Genomic DNA, 26,684 nt, shown 5'->3' on the forward strand with positions numbered 1-26,684 from the left:
ACAGTAATATCCAACGGTATCTGTTTCAATCCGGACGGAGCCACTTTCTATTTTTGCGACTCCATGCAGCAGAAAATCTTTTGCTGTGACTATCCGTCTCTCGAACGCCAACGGGTAGGCAAGCTTTTCATCGACTACCTACGCAATGGTCACGGTGCGACCACCGCGGCGGAATTTTGGCGCGGGCGAGCCCGGGTTTGGGGGTTTCGATACCCGTGAGCTGGGACACTTTTCCGAAACTCAAGAGCGGCGCGCAATGGAATGTACGGACTGCACGTGAGCATCTATCATTTCAAACTGCCGACCCATGGGCGGAGTACTGGAAGGCCCGCCAGCCGCTGGCTGAGGCAATGAAACTGCTGGAGTACAAGCGGTGAGGCGACCGCCATTTTCAGTCGTTCGATCGCCGCCAATGGTGTCGGACTTGACCAGACTCGCAAAGACTTTGCGCAGCGCGTCCCCTGCGATACTTCAGACATGCGAAATTTGTCTACGTCTGGAGGACGTCTGTTCACAGTGACGGTCGAGGGGCCCAACGTCAAGCTGGTGGACACCATGGTAGCTGCCTCGCGGTACCTTCTGGTACTGGAGGCGCAATTCAAAGGCGCAGCAGATTTGCTCAGATGTCTGCGGGCCTGCAACAACGGGCTCAGCCGGATGCCAGGAGATATGGCTGACGACCAAAATGATTTCATCCAGCGCTGGGTCGACGCTCATCACGTTGCAACTGCTGAAGCAAGACCTTGGCTCAGCAATCCGACCGAGCTAAATTTTGCCGTCGCCCTCGCTAGCCCCTGATGGGGTTTCATGGTGCCCTGCCGGCGCTGCAAGGGTGATGCTAAAAGTAGTGCCTGCTTCCGCGGTTGACTCGGCACGGACGGAACCACCGTGTGCTTCGGCAATTTGAGCGACGATGAAGAGTCCAAGGCCGACGCTTCGGACTGAACCCGCCACGCTGCCCCGAACCATGGGCTCAAAAAGCGTTGGGAGTAAATCGGCAGCAATCGCTGGCCCGAAGTTGTGCACCGCAACCGACGCCGGGGAGCCATTTCCGGTGCTCGAAGTCACAGTGATTTCGCGCACCGGGTCACCATACGCCACTGCGTTCGACACGAGATTCCCCAGCATCTGGGAAACGCGATCCGGGTCGACGCTGCAGCCTTCCGATCCGTTTCTGACGTGAACGATCGTCCGGTCCGGGTATGCAGTAGACAGCTCGTCCACAGCTTCGGCAACCACGCCGTGCAGATCCGCAGGCTTGATGACCACGGAAATGCCTTTGCCGACCCGTGCAGCTGTGAAGTCCAGCAGGTCTGCGATCAATCTCTGAGCGCGCTCGGCGGAGCGCGACACCCGCCCGAGTATGCGAATCTGATTCGACGACAGCTCGCCGCGGGAGAGCGCCACTATGCCGAGGTGGATCGCGGACAGAGGGTTACGCAGGTCGTGGCTCACGATGCCAACCATCTGCTCTGCAAACAACGCACGGTCCTTGGCTTCTTCCTGCATGCGTGTGGCTTCGTGCACCAGAACTCTGAGTTCTTCTCGCGAAGAAACTAATTCACGTTCGTACACATCCCGATCATGTGCGATGAACATCGCGAGATGGTGGACGATCTGGCCACCTCGTTCGCGCCGCACCGCGTTAAGAATCATGGGCAGGGTGCCGCCGCCATTACGCTTCACCTCGAGCTTCACCTCGGAGACGGATCCCTGCAGCTGCAGCAAAGGCAGCCAGTGGGTCTGGTGAAATATTTTCCCCCCGACCGTAAGTAGATCTTGGACCCGGGTTAGGCGTACAAGCTCCGCTTTGTCTCGACCGATCCAAGTACAAAACGTCCGGTTTGCGGCGAGGATCAATCCCTTGGCGTCCGTGACCAGCAACGCGCAAGCCGCATCATCGGGGTTCGCGAGCTCTCCGGGCTCTGGGCTGCCGTCTGAATGACTCAAAGGCCTCGCCTGCTCAGAAATGCATCGATTGCATCAGCACTTGGGCCGGGCGAGCTCAACTGAGGGCAGTGCCCCACATTTTCGATTACCACCAACTCCGCATCGGGCAGGGTCTTGGCCATGTACTCGCCCACCGCCACCGGCGCGATGATGTCGTCATCACACTGAAGAATCAAGGTAGGCGCTCGGAGGCGCGGAAGGTCGGCGCGATGATCAGAAAGGAAGGTGGCGCGTGCGAATCGCGCCGCGATGTCCGGGTCCGTTCGGCAAAAGCTGTTCACCAACTCGACCCCTAGCTCTGGCTGTTCAGGTGCCCCCATGATGGCAGGCGCCATATTGCTCGACCATCCCAGGTAATTTCCTTCCAGGGTCTTCAGCAGCTCATCGATGTCCTCGCGAGAAAATCCACCTATGTACCCGTCATCGTCCACGTAACATGGCGACGGCCCGATCATCGCGTGAGCGGCAAAGATGTTTGGAGCGGCAAGATCGGCAAGCATTCCGATCGTTGCACCCACAGAATGGCCTACGAAAATAAGGCGGCCCTCTCCAAATTCCTGGGCAATCTCGACCAGGTCATCGGCATAGCCCTTGAGACTGGAGTACCTGCTCGGGACGTAGGCTGTAAGGTCGGAAGCGCCGGCCCCCACGTGGTCAAAGAGGACCGTTCGGTACCGCTTAGCGTAGACAGGCTCCAGCAGCCGCCACATATTCAGGTCGCACCCGAACCCATGGCCGAAAATAACCGTGTCAGTGCCGGCACCGCCAACGCGCACATTGTTCCGTTGTTCCACACCCATTCTGCCCCCTAGACCGCGCCGAAAGCGCAACACGCATTGTGCACGCTGCACATCCCGGGCTTCGTAGGCGCCAGACCCATGGAACGCACATGTGCGCCCCTCGAATCGCTTCGCTCGCGTAGGAGAGATGCTGTCAGCGGAAATCGATTTTTGAGGATGGCCGTCTCACTACCGCTACGGGAATTTCCATGCTGGCTGCTGGCGTGGTGCCGGCGGTCGAAGTCAAGGAGGCTCGAATGAATGACGACACGACAAAGACTACGCTGGACAGAAAACTCGTCGCTTTGGATGAACCGCACGAAGTGCTCTCATGGACTGAGTCGCTTGGGTGCTCTGAGGTCGAGCTTCGGGATGCCGTAGCGGCGGTTGGCAACTCTGCCGATGCAGTACGGCAGTTCTTGGCCAAGAGGCGCTGATGTCCCATATCCGCCGAATCTCGGTCCACGTCGACGAGCCCGACCCAGGGCACTTTTTCTGGGTGCTCATGGAGGAAGGTGACGATGCGTCCCAGTGGCGCGAGCTTGCCTCGGCCTCTGAGCCTTATGACATGTGGTTGGACGCGCTGCAGGAAGGTATGAAGGCGCTGATCACATACGCGCCAGATGAACGTATTGGCCCACGTGAGGAAGGCGACGACGAGGATGCGACGCCGGTGGGCGTTCCACTGAGATGAAACTTCGATGGCCCTCGACGTCGGTTGTGCGCCCGGCGCAAATTGGCTTGACGCTGGCGGAGAGGGCCGCTGACATAACTTTTACCGCGTCTTGATAGCGTGCTGCAGTCGCCTCCAGCCTCAGTTCGTCTCCCCCGATGATAGCGAGATGGAATCGGTCGGGCATCGCTTTTGACAAGGAAATGCGGTGGAGAACTAGGGAAGAACACCCTTTAGGCTGGCTGGTTAAAGTCTTGCCGCTAACCCAGCGAACAGCACGGCCCATGGTTCAGGAATCAAGTGAGCTCTCCAGTAGCCGAGCCAGGTGAAGCATGTCGACGGGCTTGGTGAGATGGTGATCGAAAGTGCTGGTGCCGCGCATCGCAGCAAGGCGTAGGACATTTCCGGACAACGCGATCAGCAACGGAGATTCGCTTGGAAAAGACGCGCGTAGTGCCAGAGCAAAGGCCTCGCCATCCATCACTGGCATTTCAAGGTCAGAGATCGCCACATGTGGCCGCTGTCGCCGCGCAAGCGCAAGCGCGGCTTTTGCGCTGTGAGCAACACAGATAGTCGCCTCAGGGTAGTGCATCTCCAAAATCATGCCCAGCAAGTCGGCAGAAGTGGGCTCGTCGTCGACGACGAGGATGACGGATCGAATAGTCATAAACTCTAGCTTCTGCGGATCTTTGGTATAGGTTCGGAGCAAATAAACCGGCGGAACAGCCAATGCGCATTGCAAATTTTTTGGAAATCGCTCGCGATCCGATTCTCGAAGCGGCCGAAGCTTACGCAAAAACCATCCCCGCGTTGCGTGAGACGGATCCAGCTGTGCTTAGAGATCATTTGCCGCACGTTCTTCAAGCTATTTCGGCAGATTTACGCGTGTCGCAGAGTAGGACGGAGTCGATTGCGAAGTCCTATGGCGAAGCTCCTGCCTCACTAACGCAAACTTCGGCTCAGACGCACGGATTGCTGCGCGCACAATCCGGGATAAATATAGAGCAGTTGGTCGCCGAATTTCGCGCAATGCGCTCAAGTATTTTGAGGCTCTGGGGAGAGGCATACGCGCCGGACCCCGGCGCGATCGACGATATTGCTCGGTTCAATGAGGCCATTGACCAAGCCGTGGCCGAGTCGGTGCAGTACTTCGCGCAGGAGCGTGAGCGCTGGCGGCAGATTTTCCTAAGCATCCTGGGGCATGACCTTCGCGGCCCGCTGAATGCCATCGGGTTGACCGTCGAGTTGATGCGTATGGGAGCGACGGCGCCACCAAGCCAAACCGCGCTGCTCTCACGTGGCGTAAAGCGCTTGACGTCGCTTTTGGACTCGCTCCTTGAATACAGCAGGGCAAGTTTCGGCGTTGGCATGGCACTCAAGCTCGACCAGGTAGATTTGGCAGCAGTCTGTGCAGAGGAGGTAGAACTACTCCGGGCAGCCCACCCGCAAGCGCAGATCCGTTATGAGTCGCTCGGCGACACCGCCGGAGCTTTTGATGCGTCACGAATCGGCGAAGCGCTTACCAATTTGGTGTCGAACGCGGTTCGGCATGGGGATCCCGGTGACGCAACGCTCATCCAAGTTGAAGGGGACGACAGGTCCGTGCGAATCCGCGTCGAGAACGCTGGCGACATTGGAGTTCATGAGGTCGAAATGCTTTTCGAGCCCTTGCGTCAGCGTGATACGCCGTCGGCAACGGCTGACCGAACACACCTTGGCCTAGGCCTTTTTATTACTAGGCAAATTGCTCGGGCCCACGGGGGGGAGATCACTGGGACCTCCTCAAAAGGCCGCGTTCGGTTCATGATCGAACTTCCCAAGTCTGCCCCGACACGCGTGGTGGACGGCGACGATCGGGCCTAGATCGCGCACGGCACCGTTGACTTTCAGGGGGTGAAGATGGCCTGACCGGCCCTGCGAGCGAAGCTTTAGCACGGCGCTTTCCTGCGCCTGACGGTTGCTTTACATCGGAAGCTATGCCCAAAGCCAAAATCAAGCTTAACGATCAGCAATGGCTGAAGCTGCTCGCCATCCAAGCAAGGCAGGACGGGGCGATGGTCGCGCCCCCCGGGCCCATTTCATGTCGGCTACGTTCACGAGGATTTGTGGCGCGCGACGACGCTGGCTTCGACTACCTGACGGAGCGCGGTGCGCTTCGCATTGCCGAGGGGCGGTAGATGGCAGCGGGAGCAACGTTCGCCGCCAGATTTCTTCATCCCGAGGCCGAGCTGCCGTGAGTCACAGGTGAACAGATCCTAATCAAGGCGTGGCAGTTGTGGGGTCTGAGATGGTTTCAACGGCGCCCCGTTTGGCTTCAAGCCTGCCTGCAGAAGCCTGGACATTCAGAGCATGTCCGCTGGCGAAGTCTGCGCAGATCCAGCCGGCGGGTTACCGAAGCGTCACCGGCCACGACCGAAACAGATGTCGTGCCCCTTCCCTCTGGCGCTTTAACAGCATGCGTCCGCTGAGTTCTGAGCTCTCCACCACGCACACACCAGATGTCGACGCCGAGTCGTGGGGTAGGCCGACGATTGCAACTCTGGCTGGCAGCGCTTATTTCTGAAGTTGCCCGTGCAGTGATGGCTTTCGTCCTACTTGTTTGCCGGCTCAACCTCGCCAATGTTCAGATTCCCACATGCAAAACCGGAGTCTACAAATGGCAACCACACGTTATACGCCTGACGCATGCACATTGCTCGACGCCGATCATCGCAAGGTGAAGGCGATGTTCAAGGACTACGAGGCACTCACGAAGTCTCGTGCCGCCAGCGCACGCCAGAAGAAGCGTGATCTGGCCAACCAGATCTGCCTCGAGCTCACCGTGCATGCGCAAATTGAAGAGGAAATCTTTTATCCCGCGCTGCGGGAAGCGATCAAGGACACCGACCTGCTGGACGAGGCCGAAGTGGAACACGCCAGCGCAAAGGACCTGATTGCTCAGATCGAACAGGCTGTCGAAGTGGACGACAAGTTCGACGCCAAGGTCACGGTGCTGGGCGAGTACATCGACCATCACGTCAAGGAAGAACGCGCTGAGATCTTTGTGAAAGCACGGGCAGCACGCAAGCTGGACCTCGTCGGAATGCGCGAAACATTGATGGCCCGCAAGGAAGAGCTGATGGCCGAACGTACGGGCGCAGTTGCCTGAACGATCGCCTTGATGCCGTGGGGCGCTCTACCCAAGGTTGGACAAAATGAACCACGCTGAACTTCTTCCTCCGCGGTCTGAAAGATCCCCTTTAGACCGTGCCGGACCACCCCCGGCGGTCATGCTGCTCGCCGAAGGTCGGGCGGTCTTTGAGTTCGGCGCGGGCCTGGCGCTCTGGCCGTTGCTGCAACTTGCACCCCGCGGCGACGGCCACCCCGTGCTTGTCCTGCCAGGTTTCCTTGCGGGCAATTCCTCGACGCTGGTGTTGCGCCGGTATCTAACCAGCCTCGGCCACGACGCGCAGGGCTGGAGCATGCGTGTGAATCTGGGCTATCGAAAGAACCTTGAGTCAGCGATGCTCGCTCAACTCGAAGAACTTTTTCGTCAAAGCCAGCGCAAGGTCAGCATCGTCGGATGGAGCCTGGGCGGTGCGTTCGCTCGTCTGTTAGCGGCGCGCCGCCCCGAGCTGGTTCGCAACGTAGTTACCCTTGGCAGCCCCATCAGCGGCGGCCCCGACGCCACGAATGCCAAGGGCGTTTACCGGGCCCTGAATGGCCATCCCGGTGCCGACGCAAGGGTGAAGCAGCTCGCGTCCCAGCCACTCGACGTGCCGGCCACCTCAATCTACAGCCGCTCAGACGGCGTGGTTTCTTGGCGCGCCAGCACTATCCTGGCGGGCGCCCAGTCGGAGAACGTCGAGGTCCATGGGAGTCACGTCGGACTCGGGGGCAATCCTTGCGTGCTCTACGCTGTTGCGAATCGGCTCGCGCAGCCTGAAAGTGCCTGGACCGCTTTTCAAAGAAGCGGGCTCACCGCAATTGCTTTCCCCGACCCTGAGAGGCCCGCTTAGACTCATTTGACCTATTTTTGTGAGTCAAGTTCGATCCATGCGGGCACATGGTCGCTAGCTCCGTCAAGGGCACGCATCCCCTTATCAACGCCGGCCGAGACGAGCCTGGGCAGGAGCGCCGCGCTCACCAAAAGACGATCGATGCGCATGCCCATTGAATCGAGTCGAGAGCTTCGTTCATGGTTTCCAAAAATGGTTACCCGGCTTTGGGCTCACCAGAGGATGCGTAGCGAGGTGGCCCCGACACACTTGATCTCTCTGATCGTGGGCACTCTTACTCCAAGAGCCTATTCTTGACCGCGTAGTAGGTGAGATCGCTGTTGCTGGCCAAGGCCAACTTTCGCATCAATCTGGTCCGATGTGTGGAAACGGTTTTGTGGGAAAGGCCGAGGCTGCGTCCCACGGCCCCCACAGTTTCACCACGCCCCAAACGCAGAAGGACCTGAAATTCTCGCGAGGTCAGCGCATCGTGAAGTTGCGCTAGTTGAGGCCCGTGAAGGTGCGTCGCCAGTATCGAAGTGACATTCGGACTCCAATAGTGCTTGCCGCTTCCTACTGCTCGAATTGCCTCGATCAATTCCTCCGGCGCCACACCCTTGCCAACGAAACCTGCGGCACCGAGCCGAAGCAACGCCGGGGCATATTGCTCTTCAGGAAAGCCAGAGACAATCAAGACCGACAAGTCGGGGAACTGCGCCCGAAGGCTCCCGAGGGCCTCCAGGCCGCCTTTCTTAGGCATGGAGAGATCCATCAGGAACACGTCCATCTCCACCTTTCGCGCAAGCTCGATGGCTGCGCGCCCGTCGGCGGCTTCGCCGACCACTTCGATGTCCGGAAGTCCAGAAAGAACATCTTTCAGGCCCTCGCGAACGATCGCATGGTCATCAGCAATGCCCAGCCTTAACGGACAACTGGCGCGTCTTCCATCGAGCAAAAACGTTGGACGGCTTCGCTTCGCCAAGGAAGTGTTTCCCTCTGCCAGCACCTTAAAGCCCTGCGTCGATGACAGCTCAGCGGAACGAACAACGTTGCTCATGTCATAGATGTACCTGGATCGTCGACGGACGTTCGTAGGCAAATGCCGCAGCCGCGAGTTGCTTACTAGGGAAGCCACCCGTGTATTCGGTCCAGGCGCGAGAGATGTAGGAATTCGGATGGCATTCAAATGATCCATTTTCTGAAGCGCAAACAGCTCGGATTTTTGATGATCGCAACGCAAAAGCCAGAGAGCGGATGCCGCTATTAGAAGCCGAGGCAGCTGCTTGAAATCAGCTCAACAAACTGAAGTACAGGAGGTTGAAATGACGCCCAAATCTCAACAGAGCTTTCCTCGTGGACCTGGAGGACCTGGAGGAGAGTTCTGGTTGCTCGTCGCAGTGCTGACCTTACTGGTCACCCTCGCGCTGTTGCGCGTGGCTGTTCAAAGAGAGCGGGATTACGGTCTGACAGTTGTGGATGTCCCGACGCTCGCTCAGCTGTTTTCCCGTTCAGCCGCGTCGGCGTCGCCTGGAATCACGCGATCCCCAAGGTAGGAGCGGTGTTGAAAGAGAAAACAGTCAGCGCTGGCCTGATGCAGTGCGCCGCTCTTACCGTGAAGACCAAACCTTTGCAGATCGAGGCGCGGGTCGAGGTCACCGCGAAGGGATTGCTGGCCATTGCCACGTTGGTCTCCAGCATTCTTCTCGCATCGGCTGTGGTGGTGCGCGCCGCTGCGAGGCGCCGCTAGCTCCGGGAAAACGAGCAAGGGCCGAATGCTGGCCGAGAGCTCATCTGTCCCTCGTCAGCGGCCCTCGTGACGCCTTTTGCTACGTGCCCAGCGATGCGCATTCTTCCTACATCGTCCACAACGTCCGGCCCCTAGCCTTTGCGTCCCCACTTAGGAGAAACCCATGGCCAAGAAATCGCCTGCTTCATCAACGTCCGCTGCGGAGATCGACGCCGCCCGCGCCGCGGCGAGAAATACCGATAGTGGCCCTGCAAACCCGGCGCCGGCAACAGCTGGCAAAGGCGATGGTCCCGCTCAAAAGGCAATCGATACACAGAAGCTGGCGAGCTCGATGCCCGCGAACTTGAACAAGCCTTCCGAATACGGTGAGGAAAACGCCGCACTGACGCCAGCGGGCGTTGTGGCAGAGCCGCCTTCCTCATTGCCAGGAGCGAGTACGCTGTCCGAGGCGAATTTTTCCGGAAAAGCTGGTACTGCCGCTCGAGAAGGTGTGAATGCCACCATCGATACGTTCGACCGGGTCCGTGTCGACTCTAGTGGACAAGTTCTGACGACCAATCAGGGTGTCGCTGTCGCGGACAACCAGAACTCCCTCAAGGCGGGCGCGCGCGGGCCCGCGCTGCTCGAAGATTTCATCCTGCGCGAGAAGATCACGCATTTCGACCACGAGCGCATTCCTGAGCGCATCGTGCATGCGCGCGGTTCGGGCGCGCATGGTTTCTTCGAATGCTACGAGTCGCTCACGAAGTACACCAAGGCCGCGCCCTTCAAAGAAGCCGGCAAGGTGACGCCGGTGTTCGTGCGCTTCTCGACGGTGGCCGGCGAGCGCGGCTCCAAGGACACCGCGCGTGACGTGCGTGGCTTCGCGGTCAAGTTCTATACCGATGAAGGCAACTGGGACTTGGTTGGTAACAACATTCCGGTCTTCTTCATCCAGGACGCAATGAAGTTCCCGGATCTCGTGCATGCCGTGAAGCCAGAGCCGCACCACCAGATGCCGCAGGCGGCCAGCGCGCACGACACCTTCTGGGACTTCGTGTCGCTGATGCCCGAATCGACCCACATGCTCATGTGGCAGATGAGCGACCGCGCCATTCCACGCAGCTACCGCATGATGCAGGGCTTTGGTGTGCACACCTTTCGCCTGGTCAACGAGGCCGGCGAGAGCTTCCTGGTGAAGTTTCACTGGCAGCCAAAGCTGGGCACGCATTCGCTGGTGTGGGAAGAAGCTGTGAAGGTCTCGGGTGCGGATCCTGACTTCCACCGCCGCGACCTGTGGGAAGCGATCGAAGCGGGCGAGTATCCCGAATGGGAGCTGGGCCTACAAATCTTCACAGAAGAGCAGGCCGAGCAGTTCAGCTTCGACATCCTCGACGCCACCAAACTCATCCCCGAGGAGCTGGTGCCAGTGCAGATCGTTGGGCGCATGGTGCTCAATCGCAATCCCGACAATTTCTTTGCGGAGACCGAGCAGGTCGCGTTCTGCACCGCGCACATCGTGCCCGGTCTGGACTTCACCAACGACCCGCTCTTGGCGGGGCGCATCCATTCGTATGTCGACACGCAGATCAGCCGCCTCGGCGGACCGAACTTCCACGAGTTGCCCATCAACGCCCCCATCGCCCAGGTCCACAACAACCAGCGCGACGGCATGCACCGCCAGGCAATCAACCGCGGCCGCGTTGCCTACGAGCCGAACTCATTGGCAGGCGGCTGCCCTTTTCAGGCCGGCGCGGCGCAGGGCTTCGTGAGCGTAGCCAGGCGCATCGACGCCAAGGAGAGCGCCGACAAGGTGCGGATCAAGCCCGAGAAGTTCGCTGACCACTACACCCAGGCGCGACTGTTCTTCGAAAGCCAGACCGAGTTCGAGAAGGCGCATATCGGCAATGCGTTCCGCTTCGAGCTTTCAAAGGTCACAGTGCCTGCGATACGGCAGCGCGTGGTTGCCAGCCTGTTGAACGCCGCTCCTGGCCTCGCCGAGCGGCTGGCACAGGACCTCGGAATGGAGCTTCCAGCACCTCTGCCCAAGGCGCTCGAAACGCCAGCCACGCCGGAGGTGGAGTCGTCGCCGGCATTGTCCTTGATGGCGCGGCCTGGGGACGGCAGCATTCGCACACGCAAGGTGGCAGTGCTGATCGACCATGGCGTCGAGGGCGCTTCGTTGCAGAAGCTGATTTCTGCCCTCTTTGCAGCTGGTGCCATTCCGAGGCTCGTTGCAGCTCGTCTCGGCACTTATGTCGGTGCAGGCGGTGAGAAATTCGAAGCCGATGCGACTATGGAAAACTCGCCGGGCTTTCTTTTTGACGCCCTCGTTTTGCCTGACGGCGCCAAGGCGGTTGAAGCGCTCGACGCCGACGCCCACACGCTCGAGTTTTTGCGAGACCAGTACTGGCACTGCAAAACCATTCTGGCCTTCGGTGCGTCAGAAGCTCTGCTCGCTGAAGCTCAAATCCCCCTGACGATGCCAGATGGCGCAGCCGATCCCGGCCTCATCCTGGTGGACGCTGCCGCGGCCGACGAGGGCATTGCTTCCTTCATTGCTGCGATGGGCGCGCACCGTCACTTCGGACGTGAAAACGATCCGCCGAAGGTCTGATCAATCTACACCTCGCCCCCTCGCGGGCGACCCCACAGAGGAGTCGATCATGAAAAGCGGTAGCGAAAAGCAGATGTCCCCGGTCAATATTGACCAAGCTCGGGATGTGGGTCAGGACAGTCCAGCCGAAGGAAGTCGCATGGGGCGCGAAGCAAACAAGTCACATGGCTACCCCGGTGAGGAAGACCAGGCAGACCTGGAAGCTTCATCGGCCGAGGGTCCCTCCGGGGAAGGGGGCACCGGCGCCCCCGTGTCCCAGGGCACCGATCCTAGTGATGAAGCAATTCGACAAGCCGCTTACCAGGCATATCTGCGACGAAACGGAGGGCCAGGGGACGAAAGGAGCGATTGGTTGGAGGCCGAAGCTGAGATGCGCCGAAAGAGTGCTGCATAGCTACGGACTTCTTCTCCTCGAAAGAAAGAACTCAGCGGAGGTATTCCCATGATCGGCATCGTCATCCCGGCGCACAACGAGGAACAGGTCATCCGCTACTGTCTCGCCGCTACACAGCGCGCTGCTGAACATTCGGCATTGATGGGAGAGCCGGTCGAAACGGTCGTTGTGCTGGACGACTGCACCGACGCAACCTGTGTCATGGCCGCCACCACCGGGGCCATGACGCTAAGTATTCGCGCTCACAACGTCGGGATGGCCCGCGCTGCGGGGGCGAAAGCCATGCTGGCGCGCGGCGCCCGATGGCTTGCCTTCACCGATGCCGATACGGTCGTTTCTGACGCGTGGCTGGCACACCAGCTCGCGTTGCAGGCGGACGTGGTTTGCGGCACCGTTTGCGTGCAGGATTGGTCACCCCATGGTCCCAACGCTGAACTCCTGGAAGCGCACTTCAGCGAAACATACTTTGACCGCGATGGTCATCGCCATGTGCACGGGGCCAACCTTGGTGTGTCTGCCGAAGCCTACCGCGAGGTCGGTGGCTTCAAGCATCTCGCGTGCGGCGAGGACGAGGCATTGGTAGCCGCGCTTGTTGCCGCTGGTCGGCAGGTTGCATGGAGTTCGCTTCCGCGCGTGGTGACGAGCGCGCGCGTCAATGCACGAGCATCGGGCGGGTTCGCAAGCGCACTTTTAAACGCTGTGGCGCAGCGCCTTTCCGAGGCGACTGTTCCGCTGAATGCCGCTCCCGCTGCGGCCTAGTATTCACGCGCCGGTTGTGATGTCGCCCGATGAACGAGTTCGCCGAACTGTTTGCTCGTGACTATCCGGTTTGGCACATGGTGCTGCGTGGCACCCTCGTCTATTGGTTTCTGCTGCTTGTCTTTCGCTTTGTGCTGCGCCGCGACATTGGTTCAATGGGCGTGGCCGATCTCTTGTTCGTGGTGCTCGTCGCAGATGCGTCGAGCAATGCCATGCAGGGCGAGTACAAGTCCATCAGCGATGGCGTTGTGCTGCTTTCCACGCTCATCGCGTGGAACTTTGGTCTTGACTGGTTGAGCTACAGGTCGCCTGTCATCGAGCGCTTTCTCGAGCCCTTGCCTGAAGTGCTTGTCCGCCACGGGCGAATTAACCGGCATGCCATGAAGCGAGAGATGATCACCTGCGGAGAACTCGACGGCAAGTTGCGCGAGCAAGGCGTAGAGGACATTGCGGAGGTGCGCATCGCCCGGCTTGAAAGCGATGGCACGCTGAGCGTGTTCAAGAAGAAGAATGACAAAGGGCCGCCACCTGGCGGGCCTCGGAGACCGGGCCCGCCAGGTGCGTGAACAAACTTTTGCAGCTCCTGCGCCTGCGCCAACATGCGTCACCGCTCTGAATTAGAAGCTGATCGGCTGCTTCTTCGCGGGTGGCAAAGCATGCGCAAGGCTTAAACGAGCCATCGATCGTATGCGCGCCGGTGGAGCTCAGTGCTTGAGCTGATGCGATTCGGTCGCCTGTCGCCACGCCTGCGTGATATTTTTACGGCGTCACGTCCTGTAGCGGCTGCCCAGGTGCGCCTGCTGAAGTTGCCGTGATAGCAACGCACCGTTCTAGAAACTCGCGAGGCATATCCATGACAAACGAAATTCCATTGGGGTACCGATACTCCCATCGCTCGCGCAAGGAAATCCCGCAAGGCGACAAGTAAATCTAACAGCGTGGGCACCTGACCGCAGAGCGAAAACAGGCCGAGAAGCCAACGCTGAGCGGCGTCGGCGTCGGATAGCTGGACAAGTCCTTGGAGAATTTCGGGCAGATTAGACTCCCAGCATGCAAGACATTATTGCCGGCTTTCTTCGCTTCCAGGCGGAAGTATTCCCCACTCGTAAGGAGCTCTTCCGGGAGTTGGCAAAGAGCCAGACCCCGAAGGCGTTGTTCATTTCGTGTTCGGACAGCCGGATGGTGCCCGAGCTTGTCACGCAGCGAGAGCCGGGAGATCTCTTCGTCATGCGCAACGCAGGCAACATCGTTCCTTCCTTCGGCCCAGAACCCGGGGGCGTCTCGGCAACCGTTGAGTTCGCTGTGTCGGCTTTAAAGGTAAGCGACATTGTCATCTGCGGGCATTCCGATTGTGGCGCCATGAAGGCGATCGCAACCTGCGCCTGCTTGGACACGATGCCTGCTGTGAAGTCTTGGCTGCGCTACGCCGACGCCGCGCGCATGATCAATGAAGCAAAACCTCACGCGGACGAACGCTCACGAGTGGACGGCATGGTGAGGGAAAACGTACTTGCTCAATTGAACAACTTGCGAACGCACCCTTCTGTTGCGCTGGCACTTGCCCAGAGTACGCTGACTCTGCATGGCTGGGTCTACGACATTGAAAGCGGCTTGATCGACGCGCTGGACATGGGGACGAATCGTTTTGTGCCGTTGGCGGACCATCCTGCGGCTAGAAAGCCGGATAGCGCCTGATTGAAGGCCACCAGATCCAGAAATTGCGGCAGCCTTGTTGACCACAAGCTCCGTATCAGCCTCGCGAAGAACTCACGAGTTTTTGGTCTCGCGCAGGGCCAGGTCGTGGACGTCGCTATCGTCGATGGAACAGCGCACATGCCCAATCTGCTGCTGTCACCTCAGGCCCCAGGGCAATCAGCACGACACGCGGGCGGAGCCTGCTGGATGGCCCGCACTGGTACAACACCTACCCGCTTTGAGTACGGCGATGTGTTGATTTCCATGCAATCTTGACCCCCGGTCACTTCTAGATGGAAATCAACACACCAAATTGATCTACGAACACAATATTCATTGTGACGCGCGAGCGGTAACCGAAGGCAACACAGTGCGCGGAATGGTCCGCCTGTGAATCGGGCACCGCTCAAGATCCCGCGCGAAATAGTACCGTTCTGAAAATTCAGTGAACAAGCGGTTAATCTGAGCAACTTCCAAAGGATTGACGAAACGGTCATCGCTGGCCAGCGAAAGGCAAATGTTGGGCGAAACAGGAACAAAGGCGATATCGACAACATTGTCCGGAACAAGAAACTCAGTTTCGTTCGATCTGAGTATTCCCCAAGTCACGCCTTTCCAATGTAGTGCCAACTGCATGCTGCGGAACCGCACTAGGTGGCCTGCCATCTGCCTGCTCGGCAGCATGGAGCCGAGCGCATAGCTGTATCCATTTGCCTCTAGATTCTCTTGCGCGTCCTTGGACAATGGCGCGCCGGGCATCACGCCAATCATTTCAACCGAGGAAGGCGGGTTTCTTCGTACTTCAAAACGCGCGCTCCAAAGCGCGTGAAATCTCGTGACCACGTCGCTCTCCACGGGGCAAAGTGTTTTGATGTCACCTCGTTCGATCTGACGGGCCAACTGATCGTAGGCGGCTTCGGTGGTTCTTGCGCCGATCGTTTCAGTCGGTTGGTCCCAGACGCGCTGTGCACAGAACCAGTCGCTCTTCGGTGAGAGATTCTGTATCTTCGACAAGCTCAAGATATTTGTTTGTACCTTGGAATCGGCGTTGCAAAACCGAGCGATGCTTGATCGAGGAAAGACGTGCTGCCCGATCGTGAATCGATTGGGATTTTTAACCCCGTCCTTGACTTGAGGTTCTTCGAAATATCGGTTATCGCAACGCATCGCAGTCATTTTCTATGATGAAGCGGCAAAGTTGAGAACTAAGGACGCTGGGAATCTGCCTTGCAGCGAACCGAGCAGACCAGAACAAACGGTTGATCAATTCCCTAGTAACTCGCGACCTCGACCACTTTGTTTCTGGCGATGCGCATTACCCCGATGAGCGTTGCCGATGCGGGGCCCGTCCATTCACTGTAGCCGACCAGCCCAGACCCCGGCTCATCGCGCGACCGGGGTGGGGATGCGTATGAAAACTTGGACTGGTTTTATGTCGCGATTCCAGGACTCTCTCGGAATTCGATGGGGCTGAAAGAACCCAGGGAGATCTTGATCCGCTGTTCGTTGTACCAACGGCTGTAGGAGTCCACGGCGTGTATGAACTGCTCGATGGTTGTGGACTGCCAATTGCGAGGATAGAACAGCTAGGTTTACAACCGGCCGAAGAAACCTTCGCACGCCGCGTTGTCAGGCGAGTGCCCCTTGCGCGATCTCGAGCGAATGAGCTTGCATCAGCGATGCGCGAGAGCCAGCCTGGCCAGCGATATTGGGCACCGCGATCGGAGTGATCGACCGGGCGGCCTTCGGTATGACCACCGTCTCGATGGCCGCATCCAGCATGCGTATCGACGAGTTCAGCGTCCGGGCGCGTACCGAGCGACCAACTGACGACCATCCCGTCTAAGCAGTCGATCATGGCAGACAGATAGACCTTGCCGGCCGGGATCTGGAACTCCGTGATTTCAGTGAGCCACATGAACTACCTCCTAGTAGTCCAAGTTTTTTTCCGCATCCCCATCCGGGCTCCCCCCCGGCACCCCCCAAAAATAAAAAATGAACAGAACAACCCTAAAAACCATAAAACGCCCATGTTCGCCTGGCTTGCCGCGCACGTCGTCGGCTGGCTCTGGCGGCGCAGCACCCGGCTCATGCTGCGCGTGCCGGCGCCACAGGCCGCGCTGGTCGGCGGCTTGCTGCTGGCCGCGCTCTACGCCCTCTTCAGCGGATGGGGCGTGCCCTCGCAGCGCACGGTCTGGATGCTCGCGACCGTGGCGTTGCTGCGCCTCACGGGGCGGCGCTGGCCCTGGCCGCATGTGTGGCTGCTGACGGCCGCCGTGGTGGTGGCGGCCGATCCGTGGGCGTTGATGCAGGCGGGTTTCTGGCTCAGCTTCGTGGCGGTCGGGGTGCTGTTCGCCACCGATGCGGCGGTGCCGGGAGAGAGGAAGACGAGTGCGTCCTCGCGGCTCTTCCAGTTCCTGCGCGAGCAATGGGTCATCACGCTGGCGATCACGCCGCTCGGCCTGCTGCTGTTCCAGCAGGTGTCGCTGGTCGGCTTGCTGGCCAATGCGGTGGCGATTCCGTGGGTCACGCTGGTCGTCACGCCGCTGGCGATGCTCGGTGTGGTCGTGGCGCCGTTGTGGGACCTCGGGGCGCAGGCCGTGCGGTGGCTCACGCTGCTGCTGCAATGGCTCGCCGGCCTTCCCTGGGCCACGGTGTCGATGGCGGCGCCGCCCGCGTGGGCGGCAGCCTTTGGTGTGGCGGGGGGCGTGCTGCTGGCGATGCGACTGCCGTGGTCGCTGCGCGCGCTCGGCGTGCCGCTGCTGCTGCCCGTGCTCCTGTGGCAGGCGGCCCGGCCCGCCGTGGGCGACTTTGAACTGCTCGCGGCCGACATCGGGCAGGGCAACGCGGTGCTGGTGCGCACCGCGACGCACAGCCTGCTGTACGACGCCGGTCCGCGCTACAGCCTCGACAGCGACGCCGGCCACCGCGTGCTGGTGCCGCTTTTGCGCGCCCACGGCGAACGCCTCGACATGCTGGTGCTGAGCCACCGCGACAGCGACCACACCGGCGGCGCGCCGGCCGTGCTCGCCATGCAGCCGCAGGCCGCGCTGCTGAGCTCCATCGAGGCCACGCACCCGCTGCAGGCACTTCGCCCGGCGCAGCGCTGCGAGGCAGGCCGGCGGTGGGCATGGGACGGTGTGAGCTTCGAGGTGCTGCATCCGTTCGACACCGACTACCGCAGCTTCACCCGGCCCAATGCCGTGTCGTGCGTGCTGCGCATCAGCAACGGCCGCGCCACGGCGCTGCTGGCGGGCGACATCGAGCGTCTGCAGGAGGCCGCGCTGGTCGCGCGCACGCCGGATCTGCTGCATGCCGACGTGCTGCTGGCACCGCACCACGGCAGCAAGACCTCATCCAGCGCACCGTTCCTCGACGCGGTGCGCCCGCGCATCGCGCTGGTCCAGGCCGGTTACCGCAACCGCTTCGGCCATCCGGCACCGGAGGTGCTCGACCGTTACACGCAGCGGAACGTGCGGCTGGTCGAGAACACCCGCTGTGGCGCGGCGCACTGGTCCAGCGCCCGGCCGGCCGACGTGCGCTGCGAGCGCGAGCGGCGTGCGCGGTACTGGCAGCACCGCCTGCCGTGAGAACCGGGCTGACTTTTTCGGTCAGGTCGGGTTTGCAGGAGTTTTCGAATGCCCAAAAGCGTGAACAAATTGTTAAAACTCACGGGCAAAGGGTGGACCGTGTCATGCCTTTGTGAATCCTCTTCGTTGTATACCTTCGTATTCATTCCGAAAGGAAACACCATGCGCTCCCCTTGCAATTTCAGGCAGCCGCCGTTCGTCGGACCGTGCCCATGACCGCCGAATCCATCTCCGCCATGACCGGTCACGGCCGCGATGCGCCCGGGGCGCCGGCCCCGGAGGCGCCCGGTGCGCGCCTTCGCACGCATCGGGAAGGCGCGGTGCTGGTTCTGACGCTGAGCAACCCCAAGGCGCGCAACGCGCTCAATCCGTCGGTCTACCGCGCCGCCGCCCAGGCCGTGCGGGCCACGGCGGGGTTTCGCACCGTGCGCGCCATCGTGCTGACGGGCGAGGGCGCGCATTTTTCAGGCGGTGGCGACCTGAAGCGGCTCGCCCGGCAGCGCAAGTTTCCGGTGGAGGAGCAGCGCGGCCACATCGACGCGCTGCACGAATGGATCATGGCGCTGCACGAGGCGCCGCAACCGGTGATTGCCGCCGTCGAGGGCGCGGCCATGGGCGGCGGCTTCTCGGTGTGCCTGGCCTGTGACCTCATCGTGGCCGCCGAGGACGCCAAATTCGCCATGTCGTACGTCAACATGGGCCTGTCGCCGGACGCCGGCGGCACCGATTCGCTGGCGCGCGCGCTGCCGCCGCAGGCCGCCCTGGAGATGCTGCTCGACGGCACGCCCGTCAGCGCCGGGCGCCTGCAAGGCTGGGGCGTGGTCAACAAGGTGGTGCCCAGCGGCACCGCCTATGCGGCGGCGCTCGAGTGGGCGCAGCAGCTCGCGCGCGGCCCTTTCGAGGCCCAGGCCCGCATCAAGCAGCTGGTGCACGGCGCGCGCGGGCGCAGCCGTCGCGAGCAGCTCGACGCGGAGCGCGAATCCTTCCTCGCCAGCCTCTACGGCGACGAGAGCGGCGATCGCATCAAGGCGTTTCTTTCGCCCCGCAAAAAGCACACGCCCAGCGAAGGGCCCGCGACGCAGCCTGGAAAATAAAACCCGTCAGCCCCGTCTTCGGGCCCGGCATAAGGGGTTCTACTGGCCTCGAACTTGCTAAGCTATGGCTCTAGGAGATTGGTCGTTCCATGCACAAATTCGATGAGATGTATGAGCAGTTGCCCTATTCGGGGGCTGCGATCCGACAGCACTACAAGCGCTACGACCAATGGCTTGCGAAGCAACCCGGCGAGGTGATGCGTTCGAGGCGCGAAGAGGCGGAAATGATCTTCCGCCGGGTCGGGATCACTTTTGCCGTCTACGGCGCGAAGGATGAAGACGGCTCCGGCACCGAGCGGCTCATTCCGTTCGACCTGCTGCCCCGGATCATTCCCGCCCACGAGTGGGCGAGCATGGAAAAGGGGCTGGTGCAGCGTGTCACGGCGCTCAACCGGTTCCTGCACGACGTCTACCACGACCAGGACATCATCAAGGCCGGCATCATCCCGGCCGAGCAGATCCTGAACAACGCGCAGTTCCGCCCCGAGATGATGGGCGTCACGGTGCCGCACAACGTCTACTCCAACATCTCGGGCATCGACATCGTGCGTGCGCCCGATGCCGACGGCAACGGCGAGTACTACGTGCTCGAAGATAACCTGCGCGTGCCCAGCGGCGTGAGCTACATGCTCGAAAACCGCAAGATGATGATGCGGCTCTTCCCCGAGCTCTTCAACCAGAACCGCATCGCGCCGGTCGCGCATTACCCCGACCTGCTGCTCGAAACCCTGCGCGCGAGCGCGCCGCCCGCTACGGCCGAGCCCACGGTGGTGGTGCTCACGCCCGGCATGTACAACAGCGCCTACTTCGAGCACGCCTTCCTCGCGCAGCAGATGGGCATCGAGCTGGTCGAGGGGCAAGACCTGTTCGTCAAGGACGACTTCGTCTACATGCGCACCACGCGCGGCCCGAAGCGGGTCGACGTGATCTACCGCCGCGTGGACGACGACTTCCTCGATCCCGACGTGTTCCGCTCCACCTCCACGCTCGGCACGGCCGGCCTCATGCGCGCCTACCGCGCGGGCAACGTGGTGATCTGCAACGCCGTGGGCACCGGCGTGGCCGACGACAAGTCGATCTACCCCTACGTGCCCAAGATGATCGAGTTCTACCTCGGCGAAAAGCCCATCCTGAAGAACGTGCCCACCTACATGTGCCGCAACAAGGACGAGTTGCAGTACACGCTCGACAACATGAAGGACCTGGTCGTCAAGGAAGTGCACGGCGCCGGCGGCTACGGCATGCTGATCGGCCCGGCCGCCACGCAGGCCGAAATCGAGGACTTCAAGAAGGCCGTGATCGCCAAGCCCGACGGCTACATCGCCCAGCCCACGCTGAGCCTGTCGACCTCGCCGACCTTCGTCGACGCGGGCATTGCGCCGCGCCACATCGACCTGCGCCCCTTCGTGCTCTCGGGCAGCGAGGTGCAGATGGTGCCCGGCGGCCTCACGCGGGTGGCACTGAAGGAAGGTTCGCTGGTGGTCAATTCGTCGCAGGGCGGTGGCACCAAGGACACCTGGATTCTCGAAGCCGACCGCGCGCCCAAGCCCAAGGCGGCCACGCAGTCGCAAAGCCAATCGTCGTAGGAGCCCACACGATGCTGTCCCGCACCGCCGACCATCTCTACTGGATGTCCCGCTACACCGAGCGCGCCGAAAACACGGCGCGCATGCTGGACGTCAACTACCAGACCTCGCTGCTGCCGCAGTCCGCCGAAGTCGCCAAGTACGGCTGGCAGGGCGTGCTCTCCATCAGCGAGCTGCTGCCGCTTTACAACAAGAAGTACGAGCAGATCACGCCCACCGAGGTCATGGAGTTCATGGTCAAGGACGAGAGCAACGCCTCGTCGATCGTCTCCTGCCTGAAGGCCGCACGCGAAAACGCGCGCGCGGTGCGCGGCGCGCTCACCACCGAGGCCTGGGAAACGCAGAACACCACCTGGCTCGAAGTCAACCGCATGCTGCGCGCCGGCGATTTCGAGCGCGACCCGGGCCAGTTCTTCGAATGGGTCAAGTTCCGCTCGCACCTGTCGCGCGGCGTGACGCTGGGCACCATGCTGCAGGACGAGGCCTTCTACTTCTCTCGCCTGGGCACCTTCCTCGAGCGCGCGGACAACACCGCGCGGCTGGTGGACGTGAAGTTTCACGCGCTGAACAGCGAGTTCTTCGGTGCCGCCACCGAGGAAGACCAGGAGTACGACTTCTATCACTGGAGCGCGATCCTGCGCAGCGTCTCGGCCTTCGAGGTGTACCGCAAGGTGTACCGCGACGTGATCAAGCCCGAGCGCGTGGCCGAGCTGCTGATCCTTCGCGCGGACATGCCGCGTTCGCTGCATGCGAGCCTGGCCGAGGTGGTGAGCAACCTGGCCAAGGTGCAGAACGAGCAGAGCGCCGAAACGCAGCGCCGCGCCGGCAAGCTGCTGGCCGACCTTCAGTACGCGCGGGTCGACGAGATCCTGGCGACCGGGCTGCACGCCTACCTCACGCAGTTCCTCGATCGTGTGAACGAGCTGGGCGGGCGCATCAGCCAGGACTTTCTGGTTCCTGCGCACTGAGCACGGGGCAGTTCGTCGATCGTTCTCAGCGCGAGAACGATTCGACCGCCACCGGAATCCCCGGCGCCTCCCAGCGGTAGGCGCCCCCCAGCACGTTGCGCTCGGCCTTCTGCCCATCCCACCGGATGTGCAGCATGTCCATCAGCGTCCAGCCCGTCCAGTCCGCGCGGAACGGTTGCTGGGCGGCTTCGGGCGGCCAGGGTTGCTGGTTGCGCCACACCACCGCCGGAATGCGGTAGCCCGAGGCGGTCGAGGGGCTGTGGCCTGCACGGTCGCTGACGTGCCCCACCTCCTGCCCGTGGTCCGACAGGTACATCCAGGCCCGGTAGTCGTCCGGCTTGCCGGCGGTGCGCGTCTGCTGCAGCAGCTCCGACACCACGAAGTCGTGGTACAGCAGCGCGGCGTCGTACTCCTGGCGAAAGCGCCGCACCCAGGCAGAGCGGCCTTCCTTCACCAGGCTGTTCTCGACCGCGTCGACGTCGTCGTCGAAGGGGTTGGCATTCGCCGGAAAGCGCAGGCTGTAGTGCGGGTGCGCGCCCATCAGATGCACCACGATCAGCTTGCGGTCGGTGCTGGTGTCCGCAAAGGCCTCCTGCACGCAGTCGAGGATCTCGCCGTCGAGTGACGCGCTGGCGCGACCGGGCGTGCGGTTCACCATGTCGACCACGTCGGCGAAGCGCGCGTGCTGCTGTTCGATGGCCAGGTCGTCGTGGTTGCTGATCCACCAGACCTTGTAGCCCGCGGCGCGCGCCAGGGCCAGCACGTGCGGCGGGTTCTCGCTGTCGGGCAGCCCGAAATGGAACATGTTGCGCAGCGAGGGCAGGGTGCTGGCGTCGACCGACCATGCGTTCTTCAGCACCGTCATCTGGTCGCCGGTCTGCGCCTTGTGCGCCTGCAGGCGCGGCGTGGTCGGACGGCCGTAGCCGTACAGGCCCATGTTGTCGCGGTTGATGCTGTCGGTAATGACCAGCACCACGGTGGAAGGCCCCGCCTGTGTGATGACGGGCGCGATGGCCTGCGCCTGCGCCGTGAGGCGGTCGCGCTGCTTCTGCTGGTCGGCCCAGGCGGCCTGCAGCGTGTGAAGCGAGTCCACCCACTGGGTCCAGAAGATCGCGGGATGCAGCCGGCGCCATGGCTTGCTCGCATAGGCCACGCAGGACACGAGCAGCGCGAGCACGACCAGCCCCGTGATCCAGCGTGACAGGCCGACCCTGGAGGCCGAGGCACACGCACCGCGCCGGGCGAACATGCCCACCAGCACGCCCGCCGCGGCCACCACCGCACACCACACGACTGCCGAGCGCCAGTGCATCCAGAGGTACTCGCCGCTTTCGCGCGCGTTGGTGTTCGCCGCGGCGCCCAGCACCATCGCGCCGTCGGGCGCGGCCTGGTAGGTGTCGAGCAGGTAGGCGCGCACCGCGCCGTCGAGCGCGAAGCCCATCACCCAGAGCCAGACGAGCACCGTGCGCAACTGCCGCATGCGCGCGCTGCGCAACGGCCACAGCAGCCACAGCACCGCGGGCGCGGCCAGCACCGCGAGCTGTGCGATGCGGCGGCCGTCGTGGCCCAGCGCGATGAGCGCCAGCAGCGTGGCGCCGACCACGCCGCAGGCGAGCAGGGCGCCGCGGCCGGACGCGCCGCGTGGCAGGGATGGGTGGGCGGAAAAGGTGGTCAAGCGGTCGGCGCGCGGCAGGGTCGGGGCGGGCGCATTCTGCCGCGCGACACATGCCGCATGCCTCGGTGCCCCGACGGCCGCGAGGTGCTTTCAGGGAAATCCCCGCGGAACTTATCGGGCATCGGGCTCCCAGACGGGCTCTCCCGGCACCGCCGGACATTCTTCACGCCTTAGAGAAAAGGAAGCTCCGCTCCATGTTCAGATTCATTCGCCTGCCCGCCTTGTTGCTCGCATTCGCCCTCTCGTGGATGGCCTTGCCTTCCGCCTCCGCCGCACAGCAGCAACAGATGGTCAGCGTGGCCGTGAAGACCTTGAACATGCGCACCGGCCCCGGCCCGCGCCACGAAACGCACTGGACGGTGAACAAGGGCTACCCGTTCAAGGTGATCGGCCGAAGAGGCGACTGGCTGCACGTCAGCGACTTCGAGGGCGACAAGGCCTGGGTGTTCCGCCGCATGACCGACAAGACGCCGCACCATGTCGTGAAGGCCCGCGTGGCCAACCTGCGCCGCTCGCCGAGCACGCGCAGCCCGGTGGTGATGAAGGCGGGCTACGGCGACGTGCTGCGCACGCTGGAGCGCCGCGGCGACTGGCTCAAGGTGCGGCATGAAGACGGCGCCACCGGCTGGGTGTCGAAGCGCCTCACCTGGGGCTGGTAGGCCCGCGAAGGCCCCGCGAAAATCAGGTCGCCGTGGCCTGGCGCACCGCGCGCTCCCAGCGCGCCATCGATTCCTCGGCCTGCGCGCGGCCCATGGTCGGGATGAAGCGGCGCTCGACCTTCCACAGCTTCGACAACTGGCGTGCGTCGCTGTAGACGCCCGTCGACAGCCCGGCGAGGTAGGCCGCGCCCAGCGCCGTGGTCTCGATCACTTCGGGCCGCACCACCGGTATGCCCAGCAGGTCGGCCTGGAACTGCATCAGCAGGTCGTTCACGCTCGCACCGCCGTCCACGCGCAGTTCGGCCACCGGCTTGCCGCCGGCGGCCACCGCGTCGCGGCTCATGGCCTGCAGCAGCGCGGCGCTCTGGTAGGCGATGCTTTCCAGCGCGGCACGCGCAATGTGCGCGACCGTGGTGCCGCGCGTGAGCCCGGTGATGGTGCCGCGCGCGTCCGCGTCCCAGTAGGGCGCGCCCAGGCCGGTGAAGGCCGGCACCATCATCACGCCGCCCGCGTCGGGCACGCTCTCGGCCAGCGACTGCACTTCGGCGCTGCCCTTGATGGCCTTGAGACCGTCGCGCAGCCACTGCACCACCGCGCCGCCGACGAACACGCTGCCTTCCATGGCGTACTGCGGCGTGGTGTCGGCCTGCGCGGCGCTGGTCACGAGCAGGCCGTTGTGCGAGGGCTGGAACGCGCCGCCCGTGTGCATCAGCAGGAAGCAGCCGGTGCCGTAGGTGTTCTTGGCCATGCCGGCCTCGAAGCAGGCCTGGCCGAACAGGGCGCTCTGCTGGTCGCCCGCCACGCCGCCGATGGGCAGGGTGCGGCCCAGCAGGGCGGCGTCGGTGTCTGCGAAGTGCGAGCTCGACGGCTGCACCTTCGGCATGAGCGCGGCGGGAATGTCCAGCGCCTTCAGCAGGTCGGCGTCCCAGCTGTTGTCGTGCACGTTGAAGAGCATGGTGCGCGAGGCGTTGCTCACGTCGGTCACGTGCACCTTGCCGCCGGTGAGCTGCCACATGAGCCAGCTGTCGATGGTGCCGAAGGCCAGTTCGCCGCGTTCGGCCTGTTCGCGCGCGCCGGGCACGTTGTCGAGCAGCCAGCGCAGCTTGGTGCCGGAAAAATACGCGTCGATCACCAGCCCGGTCTTCTCGCGGATGGTGTCCGTCATGCCGTCGTCGCGCAGCCTGGCGCACAGGGGCTCGGCGCGCCGGTCCTGCCACACGATGGCGTGGTGCACCGGCTGGCCGGTCTTGCGGTTCCACAGCACGGTGGTCTCGCGCTGGTTGGTGATGCCTATGGCATGGATGTCGGTGGGCTGCAGCTTCGCCTTCACCAGCACTTCGCGCGCGGTGGCCAGCTGGCTGCGCCAGATTTCCATCGGGTCGTGTTCGACCCAGCCGGGCTGCGGGTAGATCTGCGTGAGTTCCTTCTGCGCGATGGCGACGATGTGGCCTTCGCGGTCGAACACGATGCTGCGGGAGCTGGACGTGCCCTGGTCCAGGGCGAGCAGGTAAGTGGTCATGGCGTGATGGTTCCTCTGGGGCCGGTCAGTGGAGCGGCATTGTCTTGCGCCTTCCCCCTCTGGGGGAAGGCGGGGATGGGGGCAGGCCTTCGATCGGGCGCCGGGCTTCTTCGCAAGCCGTCGTGCCCCCACCCCAACCCTCCCCCGGAAGGGGAGGGAGCAATGCGGGAGCCGCTCATGGCTCGCGCGCAATCTCGAGCCGAACCTGCGCAGCGTGCAGCAGGTCGGCAAAAGGCGCCGGTGGCTCCGCGTCGGTGAACAGCCGGTCGATCTGCGACAGCGTGCCCAGCTGGATCATCGCGGGCCGGTTGAACTTGCTCGCGTCCGCCGCGAGCCACACCTCGCGCCCCTGCGCGATGATGGTTTGCGCCACCTTCACCTCGCGCAGGTCGAAGTCGCGCAGCGAGCCGTCGGCCTCGATGCTGGACACGCCGATCAGCGCGATGTCCACCTTGAACTGGCGGATGAAGTCGATGGTGGCCTCGCCCACCACGGCGCGGTCGCGAGGGCGCACCGAGCCGCCGGCCACGATCACCTCGCACGAGGTGTTGCCGCTCAGGATGGTCGCGACGTTCAGGTTGTTGGTGATCACGCGCAGCCCGGTGTGGCGCATCAGCGCCTTGGCGATGGCCTCGGTGGTGGTGCCGATGTTCAGGATCAGCGAGCAGTCGTTGGGCACCAGCTCGGCCACGCGGCGGGCAATGCGGGCCTTGCCGTCGGCGTGCAGGGTTTCGCGTTGCTGGTAGCCGATGTTCTCGGTGGTCGAGCTGGGCACGCGCACCCCGCCGTGAAACCGCGTCAGCAACCCCGCGTCGGCCAGCCGTTGCACGTCGCGCCGCACGGTCTGCAGCGTCACGCCGAGCATCTCGGCCAGCTGTTCGACGGTGATGGAGCCGCGCGTGCGCACGGTCTCCAGGAGGTTGATCTGGCGCGGGTTGGAGTTCACAGAGGCGTCGTGGAAAGCAGGAAGACTGCGGCAAGGTTACAGTGCGCGTCACTTTAAAACGAAAGAAAACGAATCCG

At 62.6% G+C, this 26,684-nt stretch carries 24 protein-coding genes and 4 pseudogenes; 19 read left to right on the forward strand and 9 right to left on the reverse strand.

What is annotated here, in order from left to right; translation table 11 throughout:
• Nucleotides 1-6: 6 nt before the first annotated feature.
• Both ACSFBM_RS16460 and ligD read left to right on the forward strand, forming a co-directional pair.
• A pseudogene (locus ACSFBM_RS16460) lies at nucleotides 7-84 on the forward strand (SMP-30/gluconolactonase/LRE family protein); the annotation flags it as partial.
• Nucleotides 85-111: 27 nt separating this feature from the next.
• Nucleotides 112-377: pseudogene (gene ligD / locus ACSFBM_RS16465) on the forward strand (non-homologous end-joining DNA ligase LigD); the annotation flags it as partial.
• Nucleotides 378-765: 388 nt separating this feature from the next.
• On the opposite strand, the gene ACSFBM_RS16470 reads toward ligD, so the two are convergent.
• Both ACSFBM_RS16470 and ACSFBM_RS16475 read right to left on the reverse strand, forming a co-directional pair.
• Nucleotides 766-1,950 (reverse strand): PAS domain-containing sensor histidine kinase, encoded by a 1,185-nt coding sequence (locus ACSFBM_RS16470; protein WP_435485290.1) that lies wholly within the window; start codon nucleotides 1,948-1,950, stop codon nucleotides 766-768.
• Nucleotides 1,947-2,750 carry an alpha/beta fold hydrolase gene (locus ACSFBM_RS16475; RefSeq protein ID WP_435485291.1) on the reverse strand — a complete coding sequence of 268 codons (804 nt, stop codon included), beginning with the start codon at nucleotides 2,748-2,750 and terminating at the stop codon, nucleotides 1,947-1,949. Before ACSFBM_RS16475 ends, ACSFBM_RS16470 begins: the two co-directional genes overlap by 4 nt.
• A gap of 188 nt (nucleotides 2,751-2,938) precedes the next feature.
• Here ACSFBM_RS16475 and ACSFBM_RS16480 point away from each other — a divergent pair, with 188 nt between their 5' ends.
• Complete coding sequence (locus tag ACSFBM_RS16480; protein WP_435485292.1) at nucleotides 2,939-3,166, forward strand: DUF3606 domain-containing protein; 228 nt, start codon at nucleotides 2,939-2,941, stop codon at nucleotides 3,164-3,166.
• Nucleotides 3,166-3,423: a hypothetical protein gene (locus tag ACSFBM_RS16485; protein WP_435485293.1), complete on the forward strand. Its 258-nt coding sequence runs from the start codon at nucleotides 3,166-3,168 to the stop codon at nucleotides 3,421-3,423. The genes ACSFBM_RS16480 and ACSFBM_RS16485 overlap by 1 nt, the downstream gene beginning before the upstream one ends.
• A gap of 268 nt (nucleotides 3,424-3,691) precedes the next feature.
• Here ACSFBM_RS16485 and ACSFBM_RS16490 read toward each other — a convergent pair whose 3' ends face one another.
• Complete coding sequence (locus tag ACSFBM_RS16490; RefSeq protein ID WP_435485294.1) at nucleotides 3,692-4,069, reverse strand: response regulator; 378 nt, start codon at nucleotides 4,067-4,069, stop codon at nucleotides 3,692-3,694.
• Between the two features lie 62 nt (nucleotides 4,070-4,131).
• On the opposite strand from ACSFBM_RS16490, the gene ACSFBM_RS16495 reads away from it, so the two are divergent.
• From ACSFBM_RS16495 to ACSFBM_RS16510, 4 genes are all read left to right on the forward strand, one after another.
• Entirely contained in the window at nucleotides 4,132-5,265 is a 1,134-nt protein-coding gene (locus ACSFBM_RS16495; RefSeq protein ID WP_435485295.1) for a sensor histidine kinase, read from the forward strand.
• Nucleotides 5,266-5,378: 113 nt separating this feature from the next.
• Nucleotides 5,379-5,579: a hypothetical protein gene (locus tag ACSFBM_RS16500; RefSeq protein ID WP_435485296.1), complete on the forward strand. Its 201-nt coding sequence runs from the start codon at nucleotides 5,379-5,381 to the stop codon at nucleotides 5,577-5,579.
• Nucleotides 5,580-6,058: 479 nt separating this feature from the next.
• Complete coding sequence (locus tag ACSFBM_RS16505; RefSeq protein ID WP_435485297.1) at nucleotides 6,059-6,550, forward strand: hemerythrin domain-containing protein; 492 nt, start codon at nucleotides 6,059-6,061, stop codon at nucleotides 6,548-6,550.
• 121 nt (nucleotides 6,551-6,671) lie between these two features.
• Nucleotides 6,672-7,400, forward strand: a complete 729-nt coding sequence (locus ACSFBM_RS16510) for an esterase/lipase family protein (protein WP_435485298.1) — start codon at nucleotides 6,672-6,674, stop codon at nucleotides 7,398-7,400.
• Between the two features lie 274 nt (nucleotides 7,401-7,674).
• Here ACSFBM_RS16510 and ACSFBM_RS16515 read toward each other — a convergent pair whose 3' ends face one another.
• The gene (locus ACSFBM_RS16515; protein WP_435485299.1) at nucleotides 7,675-8,436 is read right to left on the reverse strand and encodes a response regulator; all 762 of its coding nucleotides are present in this window, start codon (nucleotides 8,434-8,436) and stop codon (nucleotides 7,675-7,677) included.
• Nucleotides 8,437-8,940: 504 nt separating this feature from the next.
• Here ACSFBM_RS16515 and ACSFBM_RS16520 point away from each other — a divergent pair.
• The 6 genes from ACSFBM_RS16520 to ACSFBM_RS16545 all read left to right on the forward strand — a co-directional run bounded on the left by ACSFBM_RS16520 (nucleotide 8,941) and on the right by ACSFBM_RS16545 (nucleotide 14,570).
• Nucleotides 8,941-9,126 (forward strand): hypothetical protein, encoded by a 186-nt coding sequence (locus tag ACSFBM_RS16520; RefSeq protein WP_435485300.1) that lies wholly within the window; start codon nucleotides 8,941-8,943, stop codon nucleotides 9,124-9,126.
• Between the two features lie 163 nt (nucleotides 9,127-9,289).
• Nucleotides 9,290-11,722 carry a catalase gene (locus ACSFBM_RS16525; RefSeq protein WP_435485301.1) on the forward strand — a complete coding sequence of 811 codons (2,433 nt, stop codon included), beginning with the start codon at nucleotides 9,290-9,292 and terminating at the stop codon, nucleotides 11,720-11,722.
• Between the two features lie 139 nt (nucleotides 11,723-11,861).
• Nucleotides 11,862-12,116, forward strand: a complete 255-nt coding sequence (locus ACSFBM_RS16530; RefSeq protein WP_435485733.1) for a DUF2934 domain-containing protein — start codon at nucleotides 11,862-11,864, stop codon at nucleotides 12,114-12,116.
• Between the two features lie 48 nt (nucleotides 12,117-12,164).
• Nucleotides 12,165-12,875: a glycosyltransferase family 2 protein gene (locus ACSFBM_RS16535; protein WP_435485302.1), complete on the forward strand. Its 711-nt coding sequence runs from the start codon at nucleotides 12,165-12,167 to the stop codon at nucleotides 12,873-12,875.
• 29 nt (nucleotides 12,876-12,904) lie between these two features.
• Nucleotides 12,905-13,441 carry a DUF421 domain-containing protein gene (locus tag ACSFBM_RS16540; protein ID WP_435485303.1) on the forward strand — a complete coding sequence of 179 codons (537 nt, stop codon included), beginning with the start codon at nucleotides 12,905-12,907 and terminating at the stop codon, nucleotides 13,439-13,441.
• A gap of 484 nt (nucleotides 13,442-13,925) precedes the next feature.
• The gene (locus ACSFBM_RS16545; protein WP_435485304.1) at nucleotides 13,926-14,570 is read left to right on the forward strand and encodes a carbonic anhydrase; all 645 of its coding nucleotides are present in this window, start codon (nucleotides 13,926-13,928) and stop codon (nucleotides 14,568-14,570) included.
• Nucleotides 14,571-14,903: 333 nt separating this feature from the next.
• On the opposite strand, the gene ACSFBM_RS16550 is transcribed toward ACSFBM_RS16545, so the two are convergent.
• Nucleotides 14,904-15,746: a hypothetical protein gene (locus tag ACSFBM_RS16550; protein WP_435485305.1), complete on the reverse strand. Its 843-nt coding sequence runs from the start codon at nucleotides 15,744-15,746 to the stop codon at nucleotides 14,904-14,906.
• Between the two features lie 254 nt (nucleotides 15,747-16,000).
• Nucleotides 16,001-16,485 (reverse strand): annotated as a pseudogene (locus ACSFBM_RS16555) (IS3 family transposase); the annotation flags it as partial.
• Nucleotides 16,486-16,600: 115 nt separating this feature from the next.
• Here ACSFBM_RS16555 and ACSFBM_RS16560 point away from each other — a divergent pair.
• The 4 genes and pseudogenes from ACSFBM_RS16560 to ACSFBM_RS16575 all read left to right on the forward strand — a co-directional run.
• A pseudogene (locus tag ACSFBM_RS16560) lies at nucleotides 16,601-18,160 on the forward strand (DNA internalization-related competence protein ComEC/Rec2); the annotation flags it as partial.
• 212 nt (nucleotides 18,161-18,372) lie between these two features.
• Nucleotides 18,373-19,254 (forward strand): oxepin-CoA hydrolase, alternative type, encoded by an 882-nt coding sequence (locus tag ACSFBM_RS16565; protein ID WP_435485306.1) that lies wholly within the window; start codon nucleotides 18,373-18,375, stop codon nucleotides 19,252-19,254.
• Between the two features lie 89 nt (nucleotides 19,255-19,343).
• Nucleotides 19,344-20,840: a circularly permuted type 2 ATP-grasp protein gene (locus ACSFBM_RS16570; protein ID WP_435485307.1), complete on the forward strand. Its 1,497-nt coding sequence runs from the start codon at nucleotides 19,344-19,346 to the stop codon at nucleotides 20,838-20,840.
• A gap of 11 nt (nucleotides 20,841-20,851) precedes the next feature.
• Nucleotides 20,852-21,808, forward strand: a complete 957-nt coding sequence (locus tag ACSFBM_RS16575) for an alpha-E domain-containing protein (protein ID WP_435485308.1) — start codon at nucleotides 20,852-20,854, stop codon at nucleotides 21,806-21,808.
• Between the two features lie 25 nt (nucleotides 21,809-21,833).
• On the opposite strand, the gene ACSFBM_RS16580 is transcribed toward ACSFBM_RS16575, so the two are convergent.
• A complete protein-coding gene (locus tag ACSFBM_RS16580; RefSeq protein ID WP_435485309.1) occupies nucleotides 21,834-23,483 on the reverse strand; it encodes a phosphoethanolamine transferase in 1,650 nt (549 codons plus the stop codon).
• A gap of 194 nt (nucleotides 23,484-23,677) precedes the next feature.
• Here ACSFBM_RS16580 and ACSFBM_RS16585 point away from each other — a divergent pair, with 194 nt between their 5' ends.
• Complete coding sequence (locus tag ACSFBM_RS16585; protein ID WP_435485310.1) at nucleotides 23,678-24,142, forward strand: SH3 domain-containing protein; 465 nt, start codon at nucleotides 23,678-23,680, stop codon at nucleotides 24,140-24,142.
• A gap of 22 nt (nucleotides 24,143-24,164) precedes the next feature.
• On the opposite strand, the gene glpK is transcribed toward ACSFBM_RS16585, so the two are convergent.
• Together glpK and ACSFBM_RS16595 are read right to left on the reverse strand one after the other, a co-directional pair.
• Entirely contained in the window at nucleotides 24,165-25,661 is a 1,497-nt protein-coding gene (gene glpK, locus ACSFBM_RS16590; RefSeq protein WP_435485311.1) for a glycerol kinase GlpK, read from the reverse strand.
• A gap of 175 nt (nucleotides 25,662-25,836) precedes the next feature.
• Nucleotides 25,837-26,607 carry a DeoR/GlpR family DNA-binding transcription regulator gene (locus ACSFBM_RS16595; RefSeq protein ID WP_435440127.1) on the reverse strand — a complete coding sequence of 257 codons (771 nt, stop codon included), beginning with the start codon at nucleotides 26,605-26,607 and terminating at the stop codon, nucleotides 25,837-25,839.
• Nucleotides 26,608-26,684: the final 77 nt, after the last annotated feature.

Origin of the sequence: Variovorax pasteuri, assembly GCF_051216435.1 — a bacterium.
Classification (GTDB): Bacteria; Pseudomonadota; Gammaproteobacteria; order Burkholderiales; family Burkholderiaceae_C; genus Variovorax.